21 protein-coding genes are annotated in these 22,924 nt (G+C 59.2%); 15 read left to right on the top strand and 6 right to left on the bottom strand.

The features are described 5' to 3' along the window. The first annotated feature begins 10 nt into the window (after positions 1-10). From scpA to RF819_RS15125, 6 genes are all read left to right on the top strand, one after another. The gene (scpA, locus tag RF819_RS15150) at positions 11-2,170 is read left to right on the top strand and encodes a methylmalonyl-CoA mutase (RefSeq protein WP_078365758.1); all 2,160 of its coding nucleotides are present in this window, start codon (positions 11-13) and stop codon (positions 2,168-2,170) included. 50 nt (positions 2,171-2,220) lie between these two features. Further along, positions 2,221-2,625 (top strand): GNAT family N-acetyltransferase, encoded by a 405-nt coding sequence (locus RF819_RS15145; protein ID WP_078365757.1) that lies wholly within the window; start codon positions 2,221-2,223, stop codon positions 2,623-2,625. A 17-nt stretch (positions 2,626-2,642) separates the two neighbouring features. Then, complete coding sequence (meaB, locus tag RF819_RS15140) at positions 2,643-3,635, top strand: methylmalonyl Co-A mutase-associated GTPase MeaB (protein WP_078365756.1); 993 nt, start codon at positions 2,643-2,645, stop codon at positions 3,633-3,635. A 63-nt stretch (positions 3,636-3,698) separates the two neighbouring features. Continuing rightward, positions 3,699-5,231, top strand: a complete 1,533-nt coding sequence (locus tag RF819_RS15135; RefSeq protein ID WP_078365755.1) for an acyl-CoA carboxylase subunit beta — start codon at positions 3,699-3,701, stop codon at positions 5,229-5,231. Positions 5,232-5,251: 20 nt separating this feature from the next. Next, on the top strand, positions 5,252-7,300 hold the full coding sequence (locus RF819_RS15130) for an acetyl-CoA carboxylase biotin carboxylase subunit (protein WP_078365754.1): 2,049 nt from the start codon (positions 5,252-5,254) through the stop codon (positions 7,298-7,300). Between the two features lie 75 nt (positions 7,301-7,375). Then, positions 7,376-7,858, top strand: coding sequence for a VOC family protein (locus RF819_RS15125; RefSeq protein ID WP_078365753.1), 483 nt, complete (start codon positions 7,376-7,378; stop codon positions 7,856-7,858). 10 nt (positions 7,859-7,868) lie between these two features. On the opposite strand, the gene rsxB is transcribed toward RF819_RS15125, so the two are convergent. The 5 genes from rsxB to RF819_RS21360 form a co-directional block, all read right to left on the bottom strand. Then, positions 7,869-8,525 carry an electron transport complex subunit RsxB gene (rsxB, locus tag RF819_RS15120; RefSeq protein WP_078365752.1) on the bottom strand — a complete coding sequence of 219 codons (657 nt, stop codon included), beginning with the start codon at positions 8,523-8,525 and terminating at the stop codon, positions 7,869-7,871. Then, the gene (locus RF819_RS15115) at positions 8,522-10,066 is read right to left on the bottom strand and encodes a polyhydroxyalkanoate depolymerase (protein WP_078365751.1); all 1,545 of its coding nucleotides are present in this window, start codon (positions 10,064-10,066) and stop codon (positions 8,522-8,524) included. Before RF819_RS15115 ends, rsxB begins: the two co-directional genes overlap by 4 nt. 129 nt (positions 10,067-10,195) lie before the next feature. Then, entirely contained in the window at positions 10,196-11,014 is an 819-nt protein-coding gene (locus tag RF819_RS15110) for a Rossmann-like and DUF2520 domain-containing protein (RefSeq protein ID WP_078365750.1), read from the bottom strand. Positions 11,015-11,097: 83 nt separating this feature from the next. Beyond that, a complete protein-coding gene (locus RF819_RS15105; protein ID WP_078365749.1) occupies positions 11,098-12,294 on the bottom strand; it encodes an amino acid aminotransferase in 1,197 nt (398 codons plus the stop codon). 191 nt (positions 12,295-12,485) lie between these two features. After that, on the bottom strand, positions 12,486-12,659 hold the full coding sequence (locus RF819_RS21360) for a hypothetical protein (protein ID WP_158081296.1): 174 nt from the start codon (positions 12,657-12,659) through the stop codon (positions 12,486-12,488). A 222-nt stretch (positions 12,660-12,881) separates the two neighbouring features. Between RF819_RS21360 and uvrB the strand changes: the two genes are divergently transcribed. The 9 genes from uvrB to dnaQ all read left to right on the top strand — a co-directional run bounded on the left by uvrB (position 12,882) and on the right by dnaQ (position 21,712). Beyond that, entirely contained in the window at positions 12,882-15,011 is a 2,130-nt protein-coding gene (gene uvrB / locus RF819_RS15100; RefSeq protein WP_078365748.1) for an excinuclease ABC subunit UvrB, read from the top strand. A gap of 192 nt (positions 15,012-15,203) precedes the next feature. Next, positions 15,204-15,740, top strand: coding sequence for a Fe-S cluster assembly transcription factor (locus RF819_RS15095; protein ID WP_078365747.1), 537 nt, complete (start codon positions 15,204-15,206; stop codon positions 15,738-15,740). 31 nt (positions 15,741-15,771) lie between these two features. Then, a complete protein-coding gene (locus tag RF819_RS15090; RefSeq protein WP_078365746.1) occupies positions 15,772-16,992 on the top strand; it encodes an IscS subfamily cysteine desulfurase in 1,221 nt (406 codons plus the stop codon). Positions 16,993-17,125: 133 nt separating this feature from the next. After that, positions 17,126-17,524, top strand: a complete 399-nt coding sequence (iscU, locus tag RF819_RS15085; RefSeq protein WP_078365745.1) for a Fe-S cluster assembly scaffold IscU — start codon at positions 17,126-17,128, stop codon at positions 17,522-17,524. Positions 17,525-17,590: 66 nt separating this feature from the next. After that, the gene (iscA, locus tag RF819_RS15080; RefSeq protein ID WP_078365744.1) at positions 17,591-17,914 is read left to right on the top strand and encodes an iron-sulfur cluster assembly protein IscA; all 324 of its coding nucleotides are present in this window, start codon (positions 17,591-17,593) and stop codon (positions 17,912-17,914) included. Then, positions 17,911-18,429 carry a Fe-S protein assembly co-chaperone HscB gene (gene hscB, locus RF819_RS15075; protein WP_078365743.1) on the top strand — a complete coding sequence of 173 codons (519 nt, stop codon included), beginning with the start codon at positions 17,911-17,913 and terminating at the stop codon, positions 18,427-18,429. Before iscA ends, hscB begins: the two co-directional genes overlap by 4 nt. Before the next feature lie 42 nt (positions 18,430-18,471). Then, positions 18,472-20,412, top strand: a complete 1,941-nt coding sequence (gene hscA / locus RF819_RS15070; RefSeq protein ID WP_078365742.1) for a Fe-S protein assembly chaperone HscA — start codon at positions 18,472-18,474, stop codon at positions 20,410-20,412. Positions 20,413-20,443: 31 nt separating this feature from the next. Continuing rightward, a complete protein-coding gene (gene fdx, locus RF819_RS15065; RefSeq protein WP_078365741.1) occupies positions 20,444-20,782 on the top strand; it encodes an ISC system 2Fe-2S type ferredoxin in 339 nt (112 codons plus the stop codon). Positions 20,783-20,992: 210 nt separating this feature from the next. Further along, on the top strand, positions 20,993-21,712 hold the full coding sequence (dnaQ, locus tag RF819_RS15060; RefSeq protein WP_078365740.1) for a DNA polymerase III subunit epsilon: 720 nt from the start codon (positions 20,993-20,995) through the stop codon (positions 21,710-21,712). 367 nt (positions 21,713-22,079) lie between these two features. Here dnaQ and RF819_RS15055 read toward each other — a convergent pair whose 3' ends face one another. Beyond that, on the bottom strand, positions 22,080-22,871 hold the full coding sequence (locus RF819_RS15055; RefSeq protein ID WP_078365739.1) for a toll/interleukin-1 receptor domain-containing protein: 792 nt from the start codon (positions 22,869-22,871) through the stop codon (positions 22,080-22,082). Positions 22,872-22,924 lie beyond the last annotated feature (53 nt).

Here is a 22,924-nt window from a genome sequence, read left to right as displayed (position 1 = left end):
GCCATGACTCATGACACAAAAATACCCTGAATTTCAAGCCGCTGATATGCAGGCTTGGGCCAAAGCCGCCGCCAAGTCGGCTCCCAATGGTGATGTGGATGCCCTCAATTGGCTGACACCCGATGGCATCACGGTCAAGCCGCTGTACACCGCCGAAGACACACAAGCCCTGCCTTACACCAACACCCTGCCGGGTTTTGAGCCCTACCTGCGTGGTCCACAGGCCACCATGTACGCAGTGCGTCCCTGGACCATCCGCCAGTACGCCGGTTTCTCTACCGCCGAAGAGTCCAATGCGTTCTACCGCAAGGCGCTTGCCGCCGGTGGCCAGGGTGTCTCCGTGGCGTTTGACTTGGCCACCCACCGCGGTTACGACTCGGACCACCCGCGCGTGACCGGCGACGTTGGCAAGGCTGGTGTGGCGATCGATTCGGTCGAGGACATGAAGATCCTGTTTGACCAGATTCCGCTGGACAAGATCAGTGTGTCCATGACCATGAATGGCGCTGTGTTGCCGGTGCTGGCTGGTTATGTGGTGGCCGCAGAAGAACAAGGTGTGACCCAGGACAAACTCTCCGGAACGATCCAGAACGACATTCTGAAAGAGTTCATGGTGCGCAACACCTACATCTACCCGCCTGAGCCGTCGATGAAGATCATTGGCGACATCATCGAGTACACGGCCAAGAACATGCCCAAGTTCAACTCGATCTCGATCAGCGGTTACCACATGCAGGAAGCCGGTGCCAACCAGGCGCTGGAACTGGCCTTCACGCTGGCAGACGGCAAGGAATATGTCAAGACCGCGATTGCCAAGGGCATGGATGTGGACGACTTTGCCGGGCGCCTGAGTTTCTTCTGGGCGGTGGGCATGAACTTCTACCTGGAAGTGGCCAAGATGCGTGCCGCGCGTCTGTTGTGGTGCCGTATCATGAAAGGCTTCAACGCCAAGAAGCCCAAGTCGCTCATGCTGCGCACCCACAGCCAGACCAGTGGCTGGAGCCTGACCGAGCAGGACCCCTACAACAATGTGGTGCGCACCACCATCGAGGCCATGGCCGCGGTGTTTGGCGGCACCCAGTCGCTGCACACCAACTCCTTTGACGAGGCGATTGCCTTGCCCACCGAGTTCAGCGCACGCATCGCCCGCAACACCCAACTGATCATCCAGGAAGAAACCCACATCACCAGCGTGATCGACCCCTGGGCTGGCAGCTACATGATGGAAAAGCTCACCCAGGACATGGCGGACGCCGCCTGGGCCATCATCGAGGAAGTCGAAGCCATGGGTGGCATGACCAAGGCCGTGGATTCCGGCTGGGCCAAGCTCAAGATTGAAGCCGCCGCAGCGCAAAAACAGGCGTGTATCGACTCGGGCAAAGACGTGATCGTGGGGGTTAACAAGTACAAGCTCAAGACCGAAGACGCGATTGAAGCGCGCGACATCGATAACGTTGCGGTGCGTGACTCCCAAATCGCCCGCCTCAACGACATCAAGCAAAAACGCGATCCAGCCCTGGTACAACAAGCGCTAGCTGCTCTCGAAAGTGCAGCGGCCAGCGGCACCGGCAACCTGCTCGACCTGACAATCCAGGCGATGCGGGCACGTGCCACCGTGGGTGAAGTCAGCGCCGCCATGGAAAAAACATTCGGTCGCCATCGCGCCGATACCCAAAAGGTGACCGGTGTGTACGCAGCCGCTTACGACAGTGCCGAAGGTTGGGACAAACTCAAGGGTGAAATCGCCGATTTCGCCACTGCCCAAGGCCGCCGCCCGCGCGTGATGATCGCCAAGCTGGGCCAGGATGGCCACGACCGTGGCGCCAAGGTGGTCTCGACCGCGTTTGCCGACCTCGGGTATGACGTGGACATTGGGCCGCTGTTCCAGACCCCCGAAGAGTGCGCGCGCCAGGCGATTGAAAACGACGTGCACGCCGTGGGTGTGTCGACCCTGGCCGCCGGGCACAAGACCCTGGTGCCGGCCATCATGGCCGAGTTGAAGAAGCAGGGCGGCGACGACATCGTGGTGTTTGTGGGTGGGGTGATTCCGCACCAGGACTACGACATGTTGTACGCAGCGGGTGTCAAGGGCATTTACGGCCCGGGTACACCCATCCCGGTGAGCGCCAAGGACGTGCTGGAACAGATCAAGAAGTCCCTGCCAGCCTGAGTATTGCCGTGCTGTCGTTTGCTCCCGTTGTCTGGGGAGACTTCGAGGCCATGCTGGCGATTCGCGTGGAGGCTTTGCGCGACAGCCTGGAGCGTCTCGGGCGCTTCGACCCAGCTCGGGCACGCGAACGTCTGATGGCCGGGTTCAAACCCGAGTTCATGCAACACATCATGTGCGATGGTGAGCGTATCGGTTTTGTCACCTTGCGCCCGGACCCTGCCGCCGGGCCACCCGCCTTGCACCTGGACCATTTGTACCTTCGCCCCGCCTGGCAGGGGCAGGGTGTGGGTGCTTGGGTGATGGCTTGGGCCAAAGCCCAGGCTGTGGCGCAGGCTTGTGACATCCGCTTGTCGGCCCTGAAACACAGTGATGCCAACCGTTTTTACCTGCGCCAAGGCTTCGTCCAGGTGGGGGAGTCTGACTTTGACCTGGATTACCGTTGGTCCCAGTCTTAGGGAGTGTCAGTTTGAGTATGTTTGAAGCGATTCTTCATGGTTCTGCCCCGGTTCAGCGCCGTGCCATGGCCAAGGCCATCACCCTGCTCGAATCCACCCGGGCCGACCATCGTCAGCAGGCCGATGAGCTGCTGACGGCGCTGCTACCACACACCGGGCGGGCCTTTCGGCTCGGCATCAGCGGCGTGCCGGGTGTCGGCAAATCCACGTTTATTGAGGCGCTGGGCCTGCACCTGATTGGCCAGGGGCACCGGGTGGCGGTACTGGCGGTCGACCCCAGCAGCAGTGTCTCGGGTGGCTCCATCCTGGGTGACAAGACGCGCATGGAACATTTGTCGGTCCATGAGCGCGCTTACATCCGCCCCAGCCCTAGCAGTGGCACGCTCGGTGGTGTGGCCGAGAAAACCCGCGAGGCCATGCTGGTGTGTGAGGCAGCGGGTTACGACGTGGTGATTGTGGAAACCGTGGGTGTCGGTCAAAGCGAGACCACGGTGGCCAACATGACCGACATGTTTGTGCTGATGCAGTTGCCCAATGCGGGCGACGATTTGCAGGCGATCAAAAAAGGCGTGATGGAAATCGCCGACCTGGTGGTCATCAACAAGGCCGATCTGGATGCCATTGCTGCCACCCGGGCGCAGGCGCAGATCACCTCCAGCCTGCGTTTGCTGGGCCTGCATGGCAACCCGGACAACGCCCACCACAACGAATTGGTCTGGCACCCGCAGGTGATCCAGCTCAGCGCTCTGCAAGGTCTGGGTGTGGACGCGTTCTGGGCCAAGGTGCTGGAGTTCAAAAAATTGCAAGTCAGCAGCGGCAAACAGGTCACCCGCCGCCAGAACCAGGCGCTGGCCTGGATGTGGGAACGTATCGATGCGGGGCTCAAGCAAGCTTTCCGACAGCATCCGGATGTACAAACTCTGTTGCCCAAGCTGACCCACGAGGTGCTAGAGGGCCGGATGGCTGCTTCGACTGCAGCGCGGAATATGCTCGCAGCCCAGACAAAATAAGGGCTGGTTGCTATCAAATTGTTTGCTTCCTGTCAATGTTACTGACCTCAGAGATACCACACCATGCACGACATCATTGAACTTCTCGACAAAAAGCGCGAACTGGCCCGCCTGGGAGGCGGCCAAAAACGCATCGACGCCCAGCATAAAAAAGGCAAACTCACCGCCCGTGAACGCATTGAAATGCTGCTCGATGAAGGCACGTTTGAAGAGTGGGACATGTTTGTCGAACACCGTTGCATCGACTTCGGCATGGAGAACAACAAGATCCCGGGTGACGGGGTGGTCACCGGCTACGGCATGATCAGCGGCCGCCTGGTGTTTGTGTTCAGCCAGGATTTCACCGTGTTTGGTGGCGCGCTGTCTGAAGCCCATGCCGAAAAAATCTGCAAGATCATGGACCAGGCCATGAAGGTCGGCGCGCCAGTGATTGGCCTGAACGATTCGGGCGGTGCGCGTATCCAGGAAGGTGTGGCTTCGCTGGGTGGTTATGCCGATGTGTTCCAGCGCAATGTGATGGCCAGCGGTGTGATTCCGCAGCTCAGCCTGATCATGGGTCCCTGCGCTGGCGGCGCGGTGTATTCACCGGCCATGACCGACTTCATCTTCATGGTCAAAGATTCGAGCTACATGTTCGTCACCGGCCCTGAAGTGGTCAAGACCGTCACGCACGAGGACGTGACCGCTGAAGAGTTGGGCGGAGCGATCAGCCATTCCACCAAGAGTGGTGTGGCGGACATGGCCTTTGAGAACGATGTGGAGGCGCTGCTGCTGATGCGCCGCCTCTACAACTACCTGCCGCTCAACAACCGCGAAAAACCCCCGGTGCGCAAGAGTGGCGACCCGGCCGACCGCCAGGAGTTCAGCCTGGACACTTTGATCCCAGACAACCCCAACAAAGCCTACGACATGAAGGAGCTGATCACCAAAACGGTGGATGACGGCGACTTCTTCGAGTTACAACCCGAATACGCCAAAAACATGATCATCGGTTTTGGTCGCATGCAAGGCCAGACCGTGGGTTTTGTCGCCAACCAGCCGCTGGTGCTGGCGGGCTGCCTGGACATCAAGAGCTCGGTCAAGGCCGCGCGTTTTGTGCGCTTCTGTGATGCATTCAACATCCCGGTGATCACCTTTGTTGACGTGCCTGGCTTCATGCCCGGCACCGCCCAGGAATACGGCGGCATCATCAAACACGGCGCCAAGCTGCTCTACGCTTATGCCGAATGCACCGTGCCCAAGATCACGCTGATCACCCGCAAGGCCTACGGTGGCGCCTACGACGTGATGAGCTCCAAACACCTGCGTGGTGATGTCAACTTTGCCTGGCCCAATGCCGAGATTGCGGTGATGGGTGCAAAGGGCGCGGTGGAGATCATCTTCCGCGAAGACAAGGGTGACCCGGAAAAAATCGCCGCCAAAGAAGCCGAATACAAAGCCCGTTTTGCCAACCCGTTTGTGGCCGGTGCACGTGGCTTCATCGACGATGTGATCCAGCCTCACGAAACGCGCAAACGCATCTGCCGCAGCCTGGTGATGTTGCGCGAGAAAAAGATCGAGAACCCGTGGCGCAAACACGGCAACATCCCCCTGTAAGGCCTGAGGAGCACAAGAACATGTTTACAAAAATCCTGATCGCCAACCGTGGCGAGATCGCTTGCCGCGTCATCCTCACTGCCCGCAAGATGGGCATTAAAACCGTGGCTGTGTTTTCTGAAGCTGACCGCGACGCCCGCCATGTGGCGCTGGCCGACGAGTCGGTGCTGATTGGCCCGGCGCCCAGCCGCGAGAGTTACCTGCTGGCCGACAAGATCATTGCGGCCTGCAAACAGACCGGCGCCCAGGCCATTCACCCGGGCTACGGTTTCCTGAGTGAAAACGCCGAATTCGCCAAGCGGGTTGAAGAAGAAGGCATTGTCTTCATCGGCCCCAAGCACTATTCGATTGCAGCCATGGGCGACAAGATCGAGTCGAAGAAGCTGGCCGATCTGGCCGGTGTCAATTGCATTCCGGGTGTCAACGACGCCATCGACACACCTGAGCAGGCGGTCGAGATCGCCAAGGGCATCGGCTACCCGGTGATGATCAAGGCCAGCGCCGGTGGTGGTGGCAAGGGCCTGCGTGTGGCGTTCAACGACAAGGAAGCGTTCGAGGGTTTCACCAGTTGCAAAAACGAAGCCCGCAACAGCTTTGGTGACGACCGCGTTTTCATCGAGAAGTTTGTTGAAGAGCCGCGCCACATCGAAATCCAGCTGATTGGTGACAGCCAGGGCAATGTGGTCTACCTCAATGAGCGTGAATGTTCTATCCAACGTCGCCACCAGAAGGTCATCGAAGAAGCGCCCAGCCCCTTCATCTCTGATGCCACCCGCCAAGCCATGGGTGAGCAGGCAGTGGCGCTGGCCAAGGCGGTCAAGTACCAGAGCGCCGGCACGGTCGAGTTTGTGGTCGGCAAGGACCAGAGTTTTTATTTCCTCGAGATGAACACCCGGCTGCAGGTGGAGCACCCGGTCACCGAGTGCATCACCGGGCTGGACCTGGTCGAGCTGATGATCCGTGTCGCCGCTGGTGAGGCCTTGCCCCTGACCCAGGCCGAGGTCAAACGTGACGGCTGGGCCATGGAGTGCCGCATCAATGCCGAAGACCCGTTCCGCGGCTTCCTGCCCAGCACCGGTCGCCTGGTCAAGTTCCAGCCGCCACAAGAGAGCATGTTTGCCTCTGACGTGACGAAATGGCAGGGTGTGCGCGTCGACACCGGTGTGCAAGAGGGTGGCGAGATCCCGATGTTTTACGACTCGATGATCGCCAAACTGATTGTGCACGGCAAGGACCGCCTGGAAGCCATTGCCAAGATGCGCGAGGCACTCAATGGTTTTGTGATCCGTGGGGTGTCCAGCAATATCCCGTTCCAGGCCGCGTTGCTGGCGCATCCGAAATTTGTAGCGGGCGACTTCAACACCGGGTTCATTGCCGAAAACTACGGCAAAGGCTTCCGCGCCGAAGATGTGCCACACAGCAACGTCGAGTTTCTGGTGGCGCTGGCGGTGTTTGTGAACCGCCGTTACCTCAACCGCGCGGCTTCGATCACCGGGCAGATGGAAGGCCACGAGTTGCGCACCGGCGCAGATTTTGTGGCGGTCACCTTGGGTGAAAACGGCAACGGCCAGTCCTACAAGGCGCATATCCCTGAGTTCAACGACCGCACCCGCACCGGCACGATCCAGGTGGGCAATAACAGTTACCGCATTCACAGCGAGACCAAGTTTGGCCATGTTCGCATGGTGGGCACCTGCAATGACAAGCCCTTTGTTGCCCAGGTTGAGCGCGGCACCGCCAAAAAGCCGCTGGCCATCCGGGTCATCCACAATGGCACCCAGGTCGACATGATGGTGTTGCTGCCGTATGCCGCCCAGTTGCACGCGCTGATGCCCTACAAGGCGCCGCCAGACATGAGCCGTTATGTGTTGTCGCCCATGCCTGGCCTGTTGGTGGATGTGGCGGTGCAGCCCGGCCAGAAGGTGGTGGCGGGTGAGCGCGTGGCGGTGATCGAGGCCATGAAGATGGAAAACGTCTTGTTTGCCACCGCCGACGGTGTGGTCGGCAAGGTGCTGGCTCTCAAAGGTGACAGCCTCGCGGTGGACCAGCCGATTGTGGAGTTTGCATAAAAAATAGGGCTCCGGCCCTTATATAAAAAGGGCAGGTAGCTCTGTTTTTGATAGTTTTTTTGAGAAGGTAATCACATGACTGAAGTCGTTCGTCCATTCAAGGTGCTGGGCATCCAGCAAATCGCCATTGGCGCCACAGACAAAACCCGCCTGCAAAAACTGTGGGTCGACATGTTGGGGCTGGAATTGACCGGTACATTCAAGAGTGAGCGCGAAAACGTTGACGAAGACATCTGCGCCATGGGCAAAGGCCCGTTCAAGGTCGAGGTGGATCTGATGCAACCCGTCGACATTGAGAAAAAGCCCGCCGTACACGCCACACCGCTCAACCATGTCGGCATCTGGATCGACGATCTGCCCAAAGCCGTGGAATGGCTCACCGCCCAAGGTGTGCGTTTTGCCCCAGGTGGCATCCGCAAGGGTGCGGCCGGTTTTGACATCTGCTTCCTGCACCCCAAGGGCAACGACGAGTTTCCGATCTCGGGTGAAGGTGTGCTGATCGAAATGGTGCAGGCGCCTACCGAAGTGATTGAGGCATTCGCCAAGCTGGCGGCTTAAGCCGTAAGCGTCAAGGCGCCGGGCTGGCTTCGCGTTTAGCCCGGGCGCGGGCCAGCGCCGCTTCGATCACGGCGCGTTTTTTGTCGAGTACCACGGGTTCGCTGGCGGGTGCCGGATGCGTCCGGTTCTCTTGATGCGCGATTTCAAGCTCTTTCTCAGTGAGGCCCTCGTCCTGCTTGAGCCTATAGCTATGAAAGGCGTAGCGGTCTCGGGCCTTGTCGGCATCCGCCTGTGACCAGGCGGCCCAGCCGGTGGCTGTGCCGCTGGTGTTCTCGACCCGGATGCAGTCCACCGGACACACCGGTAAGCACAGCTCACAGCCTGTGCAGTGGGCCTCGATCACCGTGTGCATCAGTTTGTTGGCGCCCACAATCGCGTCCACCGGGCAGGCCTTGATACACAGGGTGCAGCCAATACACCAGTCCTCATCAATGAACACCGTGCTGCGCGGGCCTTCCACACCATGTACCGGGTTCAGTGGCTTGGCCGTCTGACCGGTCAGGGCCGCCAGGCGCGCCACGCCCTCCTGGCCACCCGGGGGGCATTGGTTGACGTCGGCCTCGTTGTTGGCCACCGCTTGCGCGTAGGCGGCGCAGTCAGGGTAGCCGCAGCGGGTGCATTGGGTTTGCGGCAGGGCCGCCAGGATGTCTTGTGCCAGAGGGGTCATGCGGTACGGGGTATTGCCTTTTTTCGGGCGGCGGGTTTGCTTGCAGCTGGTGCCAAGTCGGCAGCCGGTGTTTTGACGACGGGTGCGACAGGTTTGGCTTTGACAGTTTTGGCCTTGGCCGCTGGTTTGGGGGCGGATGTTGGTGCAACAGATGTTGCTGCGTCTGCTTGTTGGGGCGCGGTGGCAGCCACAAGCTCCGCTGTGCTCGATGGCAGCTCGGTCTGTGTCGCCGCCACCGCAGGGCTGGTGCTCAGCGCGGGCACACTGCTCGCCACCGGTGGCTGGTAACGCAGGATAAAGGCCTTGACCTTCGGGTAGACCATTTCGCGCCAGCGCCGCCCGGCAAAAATGCCGTAGTGGCCGGCACCTTCCACCTCATAGTGTTCCTGCATGCTTTTGGGCACACCGCTGCAGATGCCGTGCACCGCCTCGGTCTGGCCCGAGCCGGAAATATCGTCGAGTTCACCTTCCACACTGAGCAGCGCGGTCTTGGTGATGTCCTGCGGGCGCACATGTTCGATCTGGCCGTCCACACCCCGCACGTGCCAGGTGCCGTTGACCAGCTTGAGGTCCTGAAACACGGTCTGGATGGTTTGCAGGTAGTAATGCGCGTCCATGTCGAGCACCGCGTTGTACTCGTCGTAGAACTTGCGGTGGGTTTCGGCGCTGGAGCGGTCACCCTTGATCAGGTCCTGAAAATAGTCGTAGTGGCTGCGGGCGTGGTTGCTCGGGTTCATCGCGACAAAGCCCGAATGTTGTAAAAAGCCCGGGTAAACCTTGCGCCCGGCGCCAGGAAAGCGGCTGGGCACACGGTAGATCACATGGTTCTCGAACCAGCTCAGTGGCTTGTTCATCGCCAGGTTGTTGACCTTGGTCGGTGACTTGCTGGCGTCAATCGGGCCGCCCATCATGACCATGCTCAAGGGCGTGAGTTCGCCCCGGCTGGCCATCAGCGAGACCGCTGCGAGCACCGGCACCGTGGGCTGGCAGACACTCATCACATGGCAGTTGCCGTAGCGGGCCTGCACGTGGCGGATGAACTCCTGCACATAGTTGACGTAGTCGTCGAGGTGGAAGTCCCCCTCGGACAGCGGCACCAGGCGTGCGTTGGTCCAGTCGGTGATGTAGACCTTGTGGTCCTTGAGCATGGTTTTCACCGTGTCGCGCAGCAAGGTGGCGTAGTGGCCAGACAGCGGCGCCACAATCAGCACCGCAGGCTGGTCCTTGAGTTTGGTCAGCGTGGCCTGGTCGTCGGTGAAGCGTTTGAATCGGCGCAGTTCACAAAACGGTTTCTTGAGCTCGACCCGTTCATGGATCGCCACATCGACACCGTCCACATCGGCGGTGCGCAGACCAAACTCGGGCTTTTCATAGTCCTTGCCCAGGCGGTGCAAGAGGTCATAACCCGCAGAAATACGTTGCGACATCGGGTGCATGCCCCAGATCGAGCGCGGGTTGGCGTACAGCTTGGCAGCCGACGCGGCCAGGTCGGTCAGTGGCTCCATCAGCGAGCGCTGGGTTTCATAAAGTTTGTAGAGCACGGCGTCACCTTTGGGTTAATTTATGTTGCAGTGCAATATAGCAGTCCTGGCCAAAAAGTACATCGGTTGAATCACCAAGCGGCCAAAGAAAGGCAGACCAGCGAGGCAGGGTGCGTCTGTCCAGACCTTTCAGGGGTTTGAACGCCGGGACAGCCGGGTTGCCAGCTGGCTCAGGGCGGCATACGCCTCACCGACCTGCGGCTGCCAGTCCGCCAGTGCCTGCTGTTGCCGAGCCACCAGGGCTGTGTCACCACGCGCGGCCGGGCCGGTCAGCGCCGCCTGCGGGCCCAGTGCCACGATGTTGTTGACCGCGTTCTGCAGCAGCGTGCGGCGCATCTGCTGCGCCAGATCTTCGGGCATGCCGCTGTGCTGCCACAGCTGTTCGGCCAGGTCCTGCAGCACCGGCAAAAAGTTGGTGGCCAACACCGCACCGGCGTGGTAGAGCAGTTTGTTCTGCGCAGACAGGGCAAAACAGCGCCCACCGATCCGGCTGAAGGCGTCCTCCAGCACGGCCAGCGCGGTCGCATCGCCTTCCAGCGCACAGGGTGTGCCGGCAAATTGGGCCAGCGCCCGTTCGGGCTGGGCAAAACTCAGCAAGGGGTGGGCACTGGCCAATTGCCAGCCGAGTTGGCCCAGTGGCGCCAGTTCGTTTGACCCCAGTGCACCGCTGCAATGGCACACCAGGGCAGGGGGCCTGTCCAGGGCCGCCAAAGCCTGGGCTACCGGCGTGATTTGGCTGTCGGGCACCGACAACACCCAGACATCGGCGGGCGGCAAGGTGCCTAGGTTGGCAACTGGCTGGCCTGTGCCAATGAAGTCCCGCGCCTGTTGAGCGCTGGCCATCGAGCGGGCCAGCACGCCCTGGATCTGGAACACACCAGAGCTCGCCCACAGCCGCCCCAGCGTCTGGCCCACACGGCCCGCGCCGACGATGTTGAGGCTGGTCATGGCAGTTGTTGACTCATAAAAAAATAGCTGCCTGCCCTTAATACATAAGGGCTAGGCAGCGATTTGTTACTTAAATGTGTGAATCAGACCACTTTGGCGATGCTGGCGCAGACGTAGTCGATGTTTTTGCTGTTGAGAGCGGCCACACACATGCGACCGGTGTCGGTGCCGTACACACCAAACTCGCTGCGCAGGCGCACCATCTGGTCCTTGCTCAGGCCAGAGTAGCTGAACATGCCGATTTGCTGGGTGATGAAACTCATGTCCTGTTTGACACCAGCGGCTTTCAGGCCGTCGACCAGTTTTTGGCGCATGGCCTTGATGCGCACACGCATTTCGCCGAGTTCAGCTTCCCACAGGGCGCGCAACTCGGGGTTGCCCAACACACCGGCCACAATCGCGCCGCCATGGGTGGGCGGGTTGCTGTAGTTGGTGCGGATCACGATCTTGAGCTGGCTCAGCACGCGGCTGGCTTCTTCCTTGTTGGCGCACAACACCGACAGGGCGCCCACACGTTCGCCGTACAGGCTGAAACTTTTGCTGAAAGAGGTCGACACAAAGAAGTCCAGGCCCGCGTCGACAAACTTGCCAATCACCGCGCCGTCCTCAAGAATGCCGTAACCAAAACCTTGGTAGGCCATGTCCAGGAAAGGGGTCAAACCCTTGGCCTTGACCACCGCAATCACCTCGTCCCATTGGGCGGCGGTGATGTCGTAGCCGGTCGGGTTGTGGCAGCAGGCGTGCAAGACCACCACGGTGCCAGCGGCGGCAGCGTTCAGGTCGGCCAGCATGCCGGCAAAGTTCAGACCACGGGTGCTGGCGTCGTAGTAGCGGTAACTCTCCACCGTGAAACCGGCGTTGGTGAACAGCGCGCGGTGGTTTTCCCAGCTGGGGTCAGAGATCAGCACCTTGGCTGTTGGGTTGAGCTTTTTCAGGAAGTCAGCGCCAATCTTCAGGCCACCGGTGCCGCCCAGGGCCTGGATGGTGGCCACACGGCCACTCTTGACGGGCTCGCTGTCGGTGCCAAACACCAGGCTTTTGACCGCTGCGTCGTAAGCGGCAATACCGTCGATGGGCAGGTAACCACGCGCGGTGGGTTTGTCCATCATGGTTTTCTCAAAAGCTTGCACACATTGCAGCAGCGGCAGCTTGCCGTTGTCATCAAAGTAGACACCCACACCCAGGTTGACCTTGGCGGGGTTGGTATCGGCGTTGAATTGCTCGTTGAGACCCAGAATCGGGTCGCGGGGGGCCATTTCGACAGCGGAAAAGAGTGACATGGAAAAGTCCTGTGGAGTGGGGTGAGGTGGCGCGTTCAGCTTGTGACCGGCCAGCCATGCATTTTACTGACAAGGAGAGGCGCCCCAAGCCGCTTTTTGCACCCCCAGCCTCCATCAATTCAGCCAACTGCCCAGTGGCCCCACAAAGAACCCACAGGTGTCACGTGGCCTGCTGCCGCGCGGGCAGCGGCTCAGGACCCGGTGCTGCTGCTTGGTGTGCTGATGTCTTGCAGGGCCGAGTACTGGTTGTCCACGCGGTCTGCGTCGTAGGCGGTGACCACAAAGGCCACAAAACCCACCAGCATCACCGCAGCCCCCACGATGGCCAAGTACTTGGTCAGAAACTCGTTCAGATCAGAGCGCATAGTCACCTCACAAAAGGATGGAAAAACCGTGAACGCAACAGTCATCTGTCAGACCGAACAGTACGCCCAATGAACGCTGCATCCTGTGTTGGCCTCAGCAAATACCTGCTGTGATCAGGGTTATGGAGCGCCACACGCTGTGGTTCAGCAGAGTTTCACTGGGGTCTGAGCTCAGGATTGGATAACATGGCCGCCTGTTATTGACCGAGTGAAAACCCCAAGATGTCCGCACCGAGCCCGCTGAACCTGGTTTCCCCTGACGATGCCGAGCCCGCGCGCAGCGGCCAGTTCGTCAGCTTTCCTGGCTCACCGTTTGAGCTGTACCAGCCGTACCCGCCTGCTGGCGACCAGCCCGAAGCCATCAGGCAATTGGTGGAAGGTGTCGAAGACGGTGAGGTGTTTCAAACCTTGCTGGGTGTGACCGGCTCGGGCAAAACCTTCACCATGGCCAATGTGATCGCGCGCCTGGGGCGTCCGGCGATTGTGTTTGCACCGAACAAAACCCTGGCAGCACAGCTGTACAGCGAGTTCCGCGAGTTTTTTCCGAAGAATGCGGTGGAGTACTTCGTGAGTTATTACGACTACTACCAGCCCGAGGCCTACGTGCCGCAGCGCGATTTGTTCATCGAAAAAGACTCGGCGATCAACGAACACATCGAACAAATGCGCCTGTCTTGCACCAAGAGTGTGTTGGAGCGGCGCGACGTGGTGATTGTGGCCACCGTCTCTGCCATCTACGGTATCGGCCAGCCCGAGGCGTACCACAAGATGGTGATGACGCTGCGCGCGGGCGACAAAATGGGCCAGCGCGACATGATTGCGCAGCTGGTGCGGATGCAGTACCAGCGCAACGACATGGACTTCAGCCGGGGTGCGTTCCGGGTGCGTGGTGACACCATCGACATCTTTCCGGCAGAACATTCCGAGATGGCGATCCGCGTTGAGCTGTTTGACGATGAGATTGAGAGCCTGCAGCTGTTTGACCCGCTCACCGGGCGCATCCGGCAAAAGATTCCGCGCTTCACCGTTTACCCGAGCAGCCATTACGTCACGCCCAGAGAGCAGGTGTTGTCTGCGGTGGAGGCGATCAAGATCGAGCTGGCGGACCGCGTCAAGGAGTTCGTGGGCCAAGGCAAGCTGGTGGAAGCCCAGCGCCTGGAGCAACGCACCCGGTTCGATCTGGAAATGTTGTCCGAGGTTGGCCACTGCAAGGGCATCGAGAACTACTCGCGCCATCTGAGTGGCGCCGCACCCGGTGAACCTCCCGCCACCCTGACCGACTACCTGCCCAAAGACGCGGTGATGTTCCTCGACGAGTCGCACGTGTTGATCGGCCAGTTTGGCGGCATGTTCAATGGCGACCGCTCGCGCAAGACCACGCTGGTGGAGTACGGTTTTCGCCTGCCCAGTGCGCTGGACAACCGGCCGCTCAAATTTGAAGAGTTCGAGACCCGCATGCGCCAGGCTATTTTTGTCTCGGCCACTCCCGCGCAGTGGGAAAAAGACCACGCCGGGCAGGTGGTGGAGCAGCTGGTGCGCCCGACAGGTCTGGTTGACCCCGAGGTCGAAGTGCGCCCGGCCAGCAGCCAGGTGGACGATGTGTTGCAGGAAATCCGCATCCGCGTCGAGAAAAACGAGCGGGTGTTGATCACCACGCTGACCAAACGCATGGCCGAGCAGCTCACCGACTACCTGACCGACAACGGTGTCAAGGTGCGTTATTTACACAGCGACATCGATACCGTGGAGCGGGTCGAAATTCTGCGTGACCTGCGCCTGGGTGCGTTTGATGTGCTGGTGGGTATCAACCTGTTGCGTGAAGGCCTGGACATCCCCGAAGTCTCGCTGGTGGCGATTTTGGATGCGGACAAGGAAGGTTTTTTGCGCTCCGAACGTTCGCTGATCCAGACCATTGGCCGCGCCGCACGTAACCTGGAGGGCAGGGCGATCCTCTACGCCGACAAGATCACCGACTCGATGGAACGCGCCATCGGTGAAACCCAGCGCCGTCGCGCCAAACAGGTGGCGCACAACCTCAAGAACGGCATCACGCCGCGCTCCATCGTCAAACAGATCCGTGATCTGATCGACGGCGTCTACAGCGAAAAAGCGGGCAAAGAGGCCGAGAAGCTCGAGCGCGATGCAATGCAGCGTGCCCAGGTCGAAGAGATGAGCGAAAAAGACATCTCACGCGAGATCAAACGCCTGGAAAAACTCATGATGGAACACGCCCGCAACCTGGAGTTCGAGAAGGCCGCACGGGTGCGCGACCAACTGGCGATTCTGAAAGAACAGGCCTTTGGTGCGCCAGGCAGCGACAACATCGCGCTGCTGGTGCCTGCTGGCAAATAAGTGCCGAATTGGCCTCTGGCCCTTTGATTACAAGGGCTGAACGCTATTGAATTTGTACCTGTCTGCGGAATAACCTTATTAAATTACCATTCAGTCTATTTATCCGACTGCGGCGCTGGGTTTTTGCTATACTTGACTCCGTTAGTCGACAACCCAGTCGGCTGGTTTTTAACCGAATGTCAGGAGTTTGCCATGCGTCTCACCACCAAAGGCCGTTTTGCGGTTACCGCGATGATTGATCTGGGCCTGCGTCAGGCCAATGGACCGGTCACCCTGGCGGCCATCAGCCAGCGCCAACAAATTTCCCTGTCGTATCTGGAGCAGCTGTTTGGCAAGCTGCGCCGCCATGCCCTGGTGGAGTCCACCCGCGGCCCCGGCGGTGGTTACACCTTGGCCAAACCCGCCAACAACATCACTGTGGCCGAGATCATCAGCTCGGTCGACGAGCCCATGGATGCCACCCAGTGCGGCGGCAAAAGCAACTGCCTGGGCGAAGGTCACCGTTGTATGACCCATGATCTGTGGGACTCGCTCAACGTCAAGATGGTTGAGTTTCTGGACTCGGTCAGCCTGCAAAAACTGGTGGACGACCAGTTGGCCAAGGGTTTCCAGATGGAAGAAAAACCCTCGCTCAAACGCGCCATCTCCAGCCTGCCGGTGATCAAGCCGATGCGTGTCAACGCGCCCAATTCGGTGTTTGCCCTGGGCAACGCCTTCTCAAAAATGTAAGTTGTCTCTTCAACCTGAAAGAGAGTCACCCATGGACAGCACCCCACATTTCCCGATTTATATGGACTACAGCGCCACCAACCCCTGCGACCAGCGGGTGGTGGACGCGATGATCCCCTGGTTGCGTGAGCATTTTGGTAACCCGGCCTCGCGTAGCCACGCCTGGGGCTGGGAGGCAGAAGCCGCCGTTGAACAAGCCCGTGGCCATGTGGCCGCGCTGATTGGTGCTGACCCGCGCGAAATTGTCTGGACCTCGGGCGCCACCGAATCCAACAACTTGGCCCTCAAAGGTGCCGCGCACTTCTACCAGACCAAGGGCAAGCACATCATCACGGTGAAAACCGAGCACAAGGCTGTGCTCGACACCTGCCGCGAGCTGGAGCGCCAGGGTTTTGAGGTGACTTACCTCGACGTTCAGTCGGACGGTTTGGTCAATCTGGATGCCTTCACCGCCGCCATCCGCCCTGACACCATCCTGGCCAGCGTGATGTTTGTCAACAACGAAATTGGTGTGATCCAGGACATCGCTGCCATCGGCGCGATTTGCCGCGGCAAGGGTGTGGTGTTCCATGTGGATGCAGCCCAGGCCACCGGCCGTGTGGCCTTTGACATCAGCCAGATGCCGGTCGACTTGATGAGCCTGACCTCCCACAAGACCTATGGCCCCAAAGGCATTGGTGCCCTGTTTGTGCGTCGTAAACCACGCATCCGCATCGAAGCGCAGATGCATGGTGGTGGCCATGAACGCGGCATGCGCAGCGGCACCTTACCAACCCACCAGATCGTGGGCATGGGCGAGGCTTACCGCATTGCCAAGGAAGAAATGGCCGAGGAAAACAAGCGCATTCAGGCCTTGCATGACCGCATGCTGGCGGGCCTGCAAGGCATTGAACAGGTGTTCATCAACGGCCACCTGACCCAGCGTGTGCCGCACAACCTCAACATGAGCTTCAACTACGTCGAAGGCGAGTCGCTGATCATGGGCATCAAGGGCCTGGCCGTGTCAAGCGGTTCAGCCTGTACCTCGGCCAGCCTGGAACCCAGTTATGTGCTGCGCGCCCTGGGCCGCAGTGACGAGCTGGCCCACAGCAGCCTGCGTATGACGATTGGCCGCTGGACCACCGAGGCCGACATCGACTTTGCGGTGGAAACCATCAAGGTCAATGTGGCCAAGCTGCGCGAACTCAGCCCCTTGTGGGACATGTACAAAGAAGGCATCGATATTTCCACGATTCAGTGGGCAGCTCACTAAAAAAGAGCACCCCTGTGTCGGCTGGCGCCGCCTCCCCCTCAAGGGGGCGATGCCAGCGGCCCGGCAAAGCCGGTTCCACGGCATCTCTGGTTTAGGCCGCGTTTTTGAGACAGATTTAAGTAGGAGAAACACCATGGCATATTCTGAAAAAGTAGTCGACCACTACGAAAACCCCCGCAATGTTGGCTCGTTTGACAAGGGTGATGACTCGGTGGGCACCGGCATGGTCGGTGCGCCGGCCTGTGGTGATGTGATGAAGTTGCAGATCAAGGTCAATGCCGAAACCGGCGTGATCGAAGACGCCCGTTTCAAGACCTACGGCTGTGGTTCGGCCATCGCGTCAAGCTCTTTGGTCACCGAATGGGTCAAGGGCAAAACGCTGGACCAAGCCGCTGCGCTGAAAAATAGCGAGATTGCCGAAGAATTGGCCCTGCCACCTGTCAAAATCCACTGTTCGATCTTGGCGGAAGACGCCATCAAGGCGGCCGTCAATGACTACCGCCAAAAACACACAGAAACACAAGCGGCTTAATTCTTCCTGGCGACACCCGGCCTGACCCGGCAGCGGTGTCAGCCTGAACAGACCTCTTAAGACATCATGGCAATTACGCTCACTGACAAGGCGCTCGCGCAGCTTGCCCGCTACCTGACCAAGCGTGGCCAGGGGGTGGGTGTGCGCCTGGGTGTCAAAACCACCGGCTGCTCAGGCATGGCCTACACGCTGGAATATGTGGACTCCGTGGGGGAGGACGACATGGTGCTCGACGCACCCGGCGTCAAGATCATGATCGACCCCAAGAGTTATGTGTACCTCGATGGCACCGAACTCGACTTTGCGCGTGAAGGCTTGAACGAAGGCTTCAAGTTCAACAACCCCAATGAGAGAGACCGTTGCGGATGCGGCGAGTCTTTTCGGGTGTGAATCTCCAATCCAACGACTTTGAGCTGTTTGGCCTCGCGCAGACCTATGCCCAGGACAAAACGCAGATCGATGCGCGCTGGAAAGACCTGCAGCGCCAGGCCCACCCGGACAAGTTTGCCGACCAGGGCGCAGCGGCGCAACGCATCGCCATGCAGTGGTCTGTGCGTATCAACGAGGCCTACCAGCGCCTCAAAGACCCGCTCAAACGCGCGGCCTACCTTTGTGAGTTGCACGGTGCGCCGGTCAATGCCGAAAACAACACCGCCATGCCACCTGCCTTTCTGATGCTGCAAATGGCCTGGCGCGAAGCGCTGGACGAGGCCGAAAGTCCCGAAGACCTTGAGCAAATCAGTCAGCAGGTCCAGCAAGCCAGCCGTGAGGTGCTGCAAAAAATAGAGCAGCTGATCGACGGCAGCCAAGCTTACACCGAGGCCGTGGGCCAGGTCCGGGCGCTGATGTTTGTTGAGCGTTTTGCGGCCGATGTGGACAAGCGGCTTGACCAACTTGAACTTTAAGTTTCCCCAGGCCGTCACGCGGCCTGTCACCCTCTAGACACCATGGCGTTACTCCAAATCTCAGAACCAGGCCAGACGCCTGACCCGCACCAACGCCGTATTGCCGTGGGCATTGACCTGGGCACCACCCATTCGCTGGTGGCCTCGGTGCGCCACGGTGTGGCCGAATGCCTGCCCGACGACCAGGGTAGGGTGATCCTGCCCTCGGTGGTGCGTTACCTCGCTGGTGGTGGCCGTCAGATTGGTTGGGATGCGGTGCAGGCTGGGGTCGATGACCCGGTCAACACCATCAGCTCGGTCAAACGTTTTATGGGCCGTGGCCTCAAGGACGTGGCGCTGGCGGCCAAACTGCCGTACCAGTTTGTGGATCACCCCGGCATGCTGGGCCTGATGACGGCCCACGGCGAGAAGTCGCCAGTCGAGGTCAGCGGCGAGATTCTGGCCACCCTGCGTTACCGCGCCGAAGACACTTTCAATACCGATCTGTTTGGCGCGGTGATCACCGTGCCCGCGTATTTTGACGACGCCCAGCGCCAGGCCACCAAAGACGCCGCGCAACTGGCTGGCATCAACGTGCTGCGTCTGATCAACGAACCTACCGCTGCGGCCATTGCCTACGGGCTGGACAACGCCAGTGAAGGTGTTTACGCGATTTACGACCTGGGTGGCGGCACCTTTGACATCTCGATCCTGCGCCTGACCCAAGGTGTGTTTGAGGTGGTGGCTACCGGCGGCGACTCGGCCCTGGGTGGTGACGATTACGACCACGCCCTGGCCGACTGGGTGCTGGCCCAGCTGGCAGCGCAATCGGGCAGCGTGGCCAATGTGTGCAGCAACCTGGGCGCCGAGCCCCAATGCGCCAGCACCTGTGCCAACTTCGGCAGCACCAACAGCCGCAGCCCGGCCGACAAAGCCGCCCTGAAAGCTGCCGCCCGTGCCTGCAAAGAAGCCCTCACCGCTACAGATTCCGTAACATTCAGCGCTGTATTGACGGGGGCTCAGGTCACATTGAACGTGACACGTGCTGACTTTGATGCCGCCACCAGCGCACTCACCGCACGCACCCTGAGTGCGGTGCGCAAGGTGCTGCGTGACGCCAAACTCACAGCCGAAGAAGTCAAAGGTGTGGTCATGGTCGGTGGCTCCACCCGCATGCCGCAGATCCAGCAAGCCGTGGGCAACTTCTTTGGCCAGCCGCCACTCAACAACCTGAACCCTGATGAAGTCGTGGCGCTCGGCGCCGCCATCCAGGCCAACCAGCTCGCTGGCAACAACCCGGGCGGTGATTTGCTGCTGCTGGACGTGATCCCGCTGAGCCTGGGTGTGGAAACCATGGGTGGCCTGGTCGAGCGCATTGTGCTGCGCAACGAAACCATCCCCACCGCCAAGGCGCAAGACTTCACCACTTACGTCGACGGCCAGACCGCGCTGGCATTGCACGTGGTGCAAGGCGAGCGCGATTTGGTGTCTGACTGCCGTAGCTTGGCACGTTTCACCCTGCGCGGCATCCCGCCGATGACCGCCGGTGCGGCACGTATCCGCGTTACCTTCACGGTCGACGCCGATGGCTTGCTGAGTGTGTCCGCGCTGGAGCAGACCAGCGGGGTCGAAGCCCACATCACCGTCAAGCCGTCTTACGGCCTGGGTGACGAGTTGATCACCCGCATGCTGCAAGACAGTTTTGCCTCGGCCGAGCGCGACATGTATGTGCGTGCGATTGTCGAAGCCCGCGTCGATGCCGACCGCATGATCCTGGCCGCCCAAAGCGCCCTGGCCGCCGATGGTGACCTGCTGACTGAGGCCCAGCGTGCCGAGATCGAACAACTGATGCGCCAGGTGCGTGCCGCCTGTGACCTGGACGACGCGCCCGCCATCGAGGCCATCACCGCGATGCTGGCCAAAGGCACCGAAGCTTTTGCCGCCCTGCGCATGAACCGGGGCATCCAGAACGCGCTCTCGGGCAAAAACATCGCCACCGTCTGAGCCCGCTTTTTCCTCCCGGACTGCCACCACCATGCCCACCATCAAAATCCTGCCCCACGCCGAATACTGCCCACAAGGCGCCGAGGTGACCGCTCCGGCCGGCACCTCGATCTGTGAGGCGCTGCTGGAAAACCACATCAACATCGAGCACGCCTGCGAGATGAGCTGTGCCTGCACCACCTGCCATGTGGTGGTGCGCGAGGGCTTTGAGTCGCTGGCACCGTCCGAAGAAGAAGAGGACGACCTGCTGGACCGCGCCTGGGGTCTGCAACCCCAATCGCGCCTGAGCTGCCAGGCGATCCTGGCGCAAAAAGACCTGGTGATTGAGATACCCAAGTACTCGATCAACCACGCCAAGGAAAACCACTGAGGTTTGGCGGGGCCTTGACCAGCATCTTGCGTTAACCCGCAGCGCACGCTGGGTATCTGACTCCGCGACTGTCCCCCGGCTTGCGGCTGCGCCTTCAGCCTCCTCCTTTATGCCGCTTTGTCAGACACCCAACGCACGCTGCTAGCCTCTTTTGGCAGATTGGCTGACGGCAGTCTCAGAGAGTTAGACTTGTTTTTTTGATCCGAACCTATGCGCCAAATCTTCCTCGACACCGAAACCACTGGCCTGTCTGCCGACAACGGCGACCGCATCATCGAAATCGGCTGTGTGGAGATGGTCAACCGCAAACTCACCGGCAACAACCGCCACATCTATGTGAACCCGGGGCGTGACAGCCACGAAGAAGCGCTCAAGGTGCACGGCATCACCACCGAGTTCCTCAAGGACAAACCCAAGTTCGAGGAGATTGCCGACGACCTGCTGGCCTACCTGCGCGGTGCCGAGGTGATCATCCACAACGCGCCGTTTGACCTGGGTTTTCTGGACATGGAGTTTGGCAAACTCGGCCACCCCAAGGTGCGCGAGATTGTCGCCAGCGTGACCGACACCTTGGTCATGGCCAAGGAGCTGTACCCGGGCAAACGCAACTCACTCGACGCCCTGTGTGACCGCCTGGAGGTCGACAACTCGGGCCGCACCTTGCACGGCGCGCTGCTGGACGCCGAACTGCTGGCCGACGTGTTCATCAACCTGACCCGAGGTCAGGACGTGCTGCTGATGGACGACAGCTCGGCCAACGAAGCGTCGGGCAACGGCGCGCCGCTGATGGACCTGCGGGTGTTCAACCTGCCGGTGTTAAGCGCCAACGAACAGGAACTGGCCGCCCACGAAACTGTTCTGAAACAGATCGACAAGGACAGCAAGGGAAAAACGGTTTGGCGGGTGCTGGAGCCGGTGGCGGCGGAGTGATCCTCTGGCGAGCAGTTGGCCAAAGCTGCATGAAGTCGCGCTTACATGGCGTCCGGTTTGTGCGAACAGTCAAATTCTGTGTTTTATTGCGCAAAGGTGAAGATGCGTTGCCAATGCCTTGTTGGCGGCTTCAGAAATCGGAAAAGCGTTCTGAAATTCGGGCTGAAACACCACGGTATTGCCTCATTCAACAAATTGTTTCGTGTACTTGCCCTCCGTACCCCGACTGGGTTCAGTGTGCTTCAGTTCCGGGAACACAAGATCAGTCGTTGTCATAAATACCGTTTCAAACCGAAGCGGATCTAACTCCCAGCTCTTTGGGGTGGGGGAAACTGCTGCAAAATCTTCCGCTTAAAGGATTGTTTTCTCACTTCAGCGGCCTTTCGATATCATTGTGTTTGTCGGAATTATGTATATTCTTATTTTTTGCTAAAGTATTAATAACTAATTTTTTGAGTGTTTTAAGATCCTCGTCGTTTTCAGTTGAATCGGAAAATTTTGTTGAGCCATTATTATATAAATTACTCTGTTTTATTCTTACATAATCAGAATAATTATCTTTTTGCTCTATATTTAATTCAAGATTTCTAACTTTTTGATTTAAAAATCTGGTGTTTTCAAGTATCTCTGTTAAGAGATTCTTTTCTGAGCGTTGTTCAGTTTTTTGACCAATTGGTATTGTTGTTAGGACTTCTGTAAACTTTTTCTCGAATTGAGGCCAATATGTTGCAAATACTTGGTCAAGAATTCGCTCATCTAAACCAATAATTCCTAAAGAAGCATTTAAGGTTTTTACTAGCTGCCAAAGTCCATCTCTGTCGGGTAAGGTGTGATTAAATTGTGCTAGAGGATCCTCTATGTCAGTAGTTTTTAGGTCGACCAGAAGCGTACAAACTCTGTTTGAAGACAAACCTTTTGCAAGTGCACCAGCTTCGAATAGAATCCATGGTCTATTTTTGTTCTCTTGTGTTAGACAAATTACACCAACGGTTGTGTCTTTTAGCTGATCGCTGATTTCTGAGAACCAAAGTGCACCACGATCAATATCACGTGTGGATATCCATGGCCTCGCGGCCTGAAGAACACATTTAATCCAATCGCTCAATAATTCGGCGACAGCTTTACTCCGCGCCCCTGACCAGCTGATAAATACTTTCATTTGAGTTTTCCGAACTTTTGTGTAGTTGTGAAGTGTTTTGGCTGACGAGAATC

Source organism: Rhodoferax fermentans (genome assembly GCF_002017865.1).
Classification (GTDB): Bacteria; Pseudomonadota; Gammaproteobacteria; order Burkholderiales; family Burkholderiaceae_C; genus Rhodoferax; species Rhodoferax fermentans.
Note: the sequence above shows the minus strand (reverse complement) of the source record. Positions and strands in the feature narration are given on the sequence as shown.

Excerpts from the sequence above, each read along its gene's own strand:
- RF819_RS15095 (WP_078365747.1), top strand. The coding sequence starts at position 15,204 with ATGCGTCTCACCACCAAAGGCCGTTTTGCGGTTACCGCGATGATTGAT.
- iscA (WP_078365744.1), top strand. The coding sequence starts at position 17,591 with ATGGCAATTACGCTCACTGACAAGGCGCTCGCGCAGCTTGCCCGCTAC.
- RF819_RS15130 (WP_078365754.1), top strand. The coding sequence starts at position 5,252 with ATGTTTACAAAAATCCTGATCGCCAACCGTGGCGAGATCGCTTGCCGC.
- meaB (WP_078365756.1), top strand. The coding sequence starts at position 2,643 with ATGTTTGAAGCGATTCTTCATGGTTCTGCCCCGGTTCAGCGCCGTGCC.
- RF819_RS15135 (WP_078365755.1), top strand. The coding sequence starts at position 3,699 with ATGCACGACATCATTGAACTTCTCGACAAAAAGCGCGAACTGGCCCGC.
- RF819_RS15105 (WP_078365749.1), bottom strand. The coding sequence starts at position 12,294 with ATGTCACTCTTTTCCGCTGTCGAAATGGCCCCCCGCGACCCGATTCTG.
- RF819_RS15110 (WP_078365750.1), bottom strand. The coding sequence starts at position 11,014 with ATGACCAGCCTCAACATCGTCGGCGCGGGCCGTGTGGGCCAGACGCTG.
- iscU (WP_078365745.1), top strand. The coding sequence starts at position 17,126 with ATGGCATATTCTGAAAAAGTAGTCGACCACTACGAAAACCCCCGCAAT.
- scpA (WP_078365758.1), top strand. The coding sequence starts at position 11 with ATGACACAAAAATACCCTGAATTTCAAGCCGCTGATATGCAGGCTTGG.
- RF819_RS15145 (WP_078365757.1), top strand. The coding sequence starts at position 2,221 with ATGCTGGCGATTCGCGTGGAGGCTTTGCGCGACAGCCTGGAGCGTCTC.
- dnaQ (WP_078365740.1), top strand. The coding sequence starts at position 20,993 with ATGCGCCAAATCTTCCTCGACACCGAAACCACTGGCCTGTCTGCCGAC.
- hscA (WP_078365742.1), top strand. The coding sequence starts at position 18,472 with ATGGCGTTACTCCAAATCTCAGAACCAGGCCAGACGCCTGACCCGCAC.
- RF819_RS21360 (WP_158081296.1), bottom strand. The coding sequence starts at position 12,659 with ATGCGCTCTGATCTGAACGAGTTTCTGACCAAGTACTTGGCCATCGTG.
- RF819_RS15090 (WP_078365746.1), top strand. The coding sequence starts at position 15,772 with ATGGACAGCACCCCACATTTCCCGATTTATATGGACTACAGCGCCACC.
- RF819_RS15125 (WP_078365753.1), top strand. The coding sequence starts at position 7,376 with ATGACTGAAGTCGTTCGTCCATTCAAGGTGCTGGGCATCCAGCAAATC.
- fdx (WP_078365741.1), top strand. The coding sequence starts at position 20,444 with ATGCCCACCATCAAAATCCTGCCCCACGCCGAATACTGCCCACAAGGC.
- RF819_RS15055 (WP_078365739.1), bottom strand. The coding sequence starts at position 22,871 with ATGAAAGTATTTATCAGCTGGTCAGGGGCGCGGAGTAAAGCTGTCGCC.
- uvrB (WP_078365748.1), top strand. The coding sequence starts at position 12,882 with ATGTCCGCACCGAGCCCGCTGAACCTGGTTTCCCCTGACGATGCCGAG.
- rsxB (WP_078365752.1), bottom strand. The coding sequence starts at position 8,525 with ATGACCCCTCTGGCACAAGACATCCTGGCGGCCCTGCCGCAAACCCAA.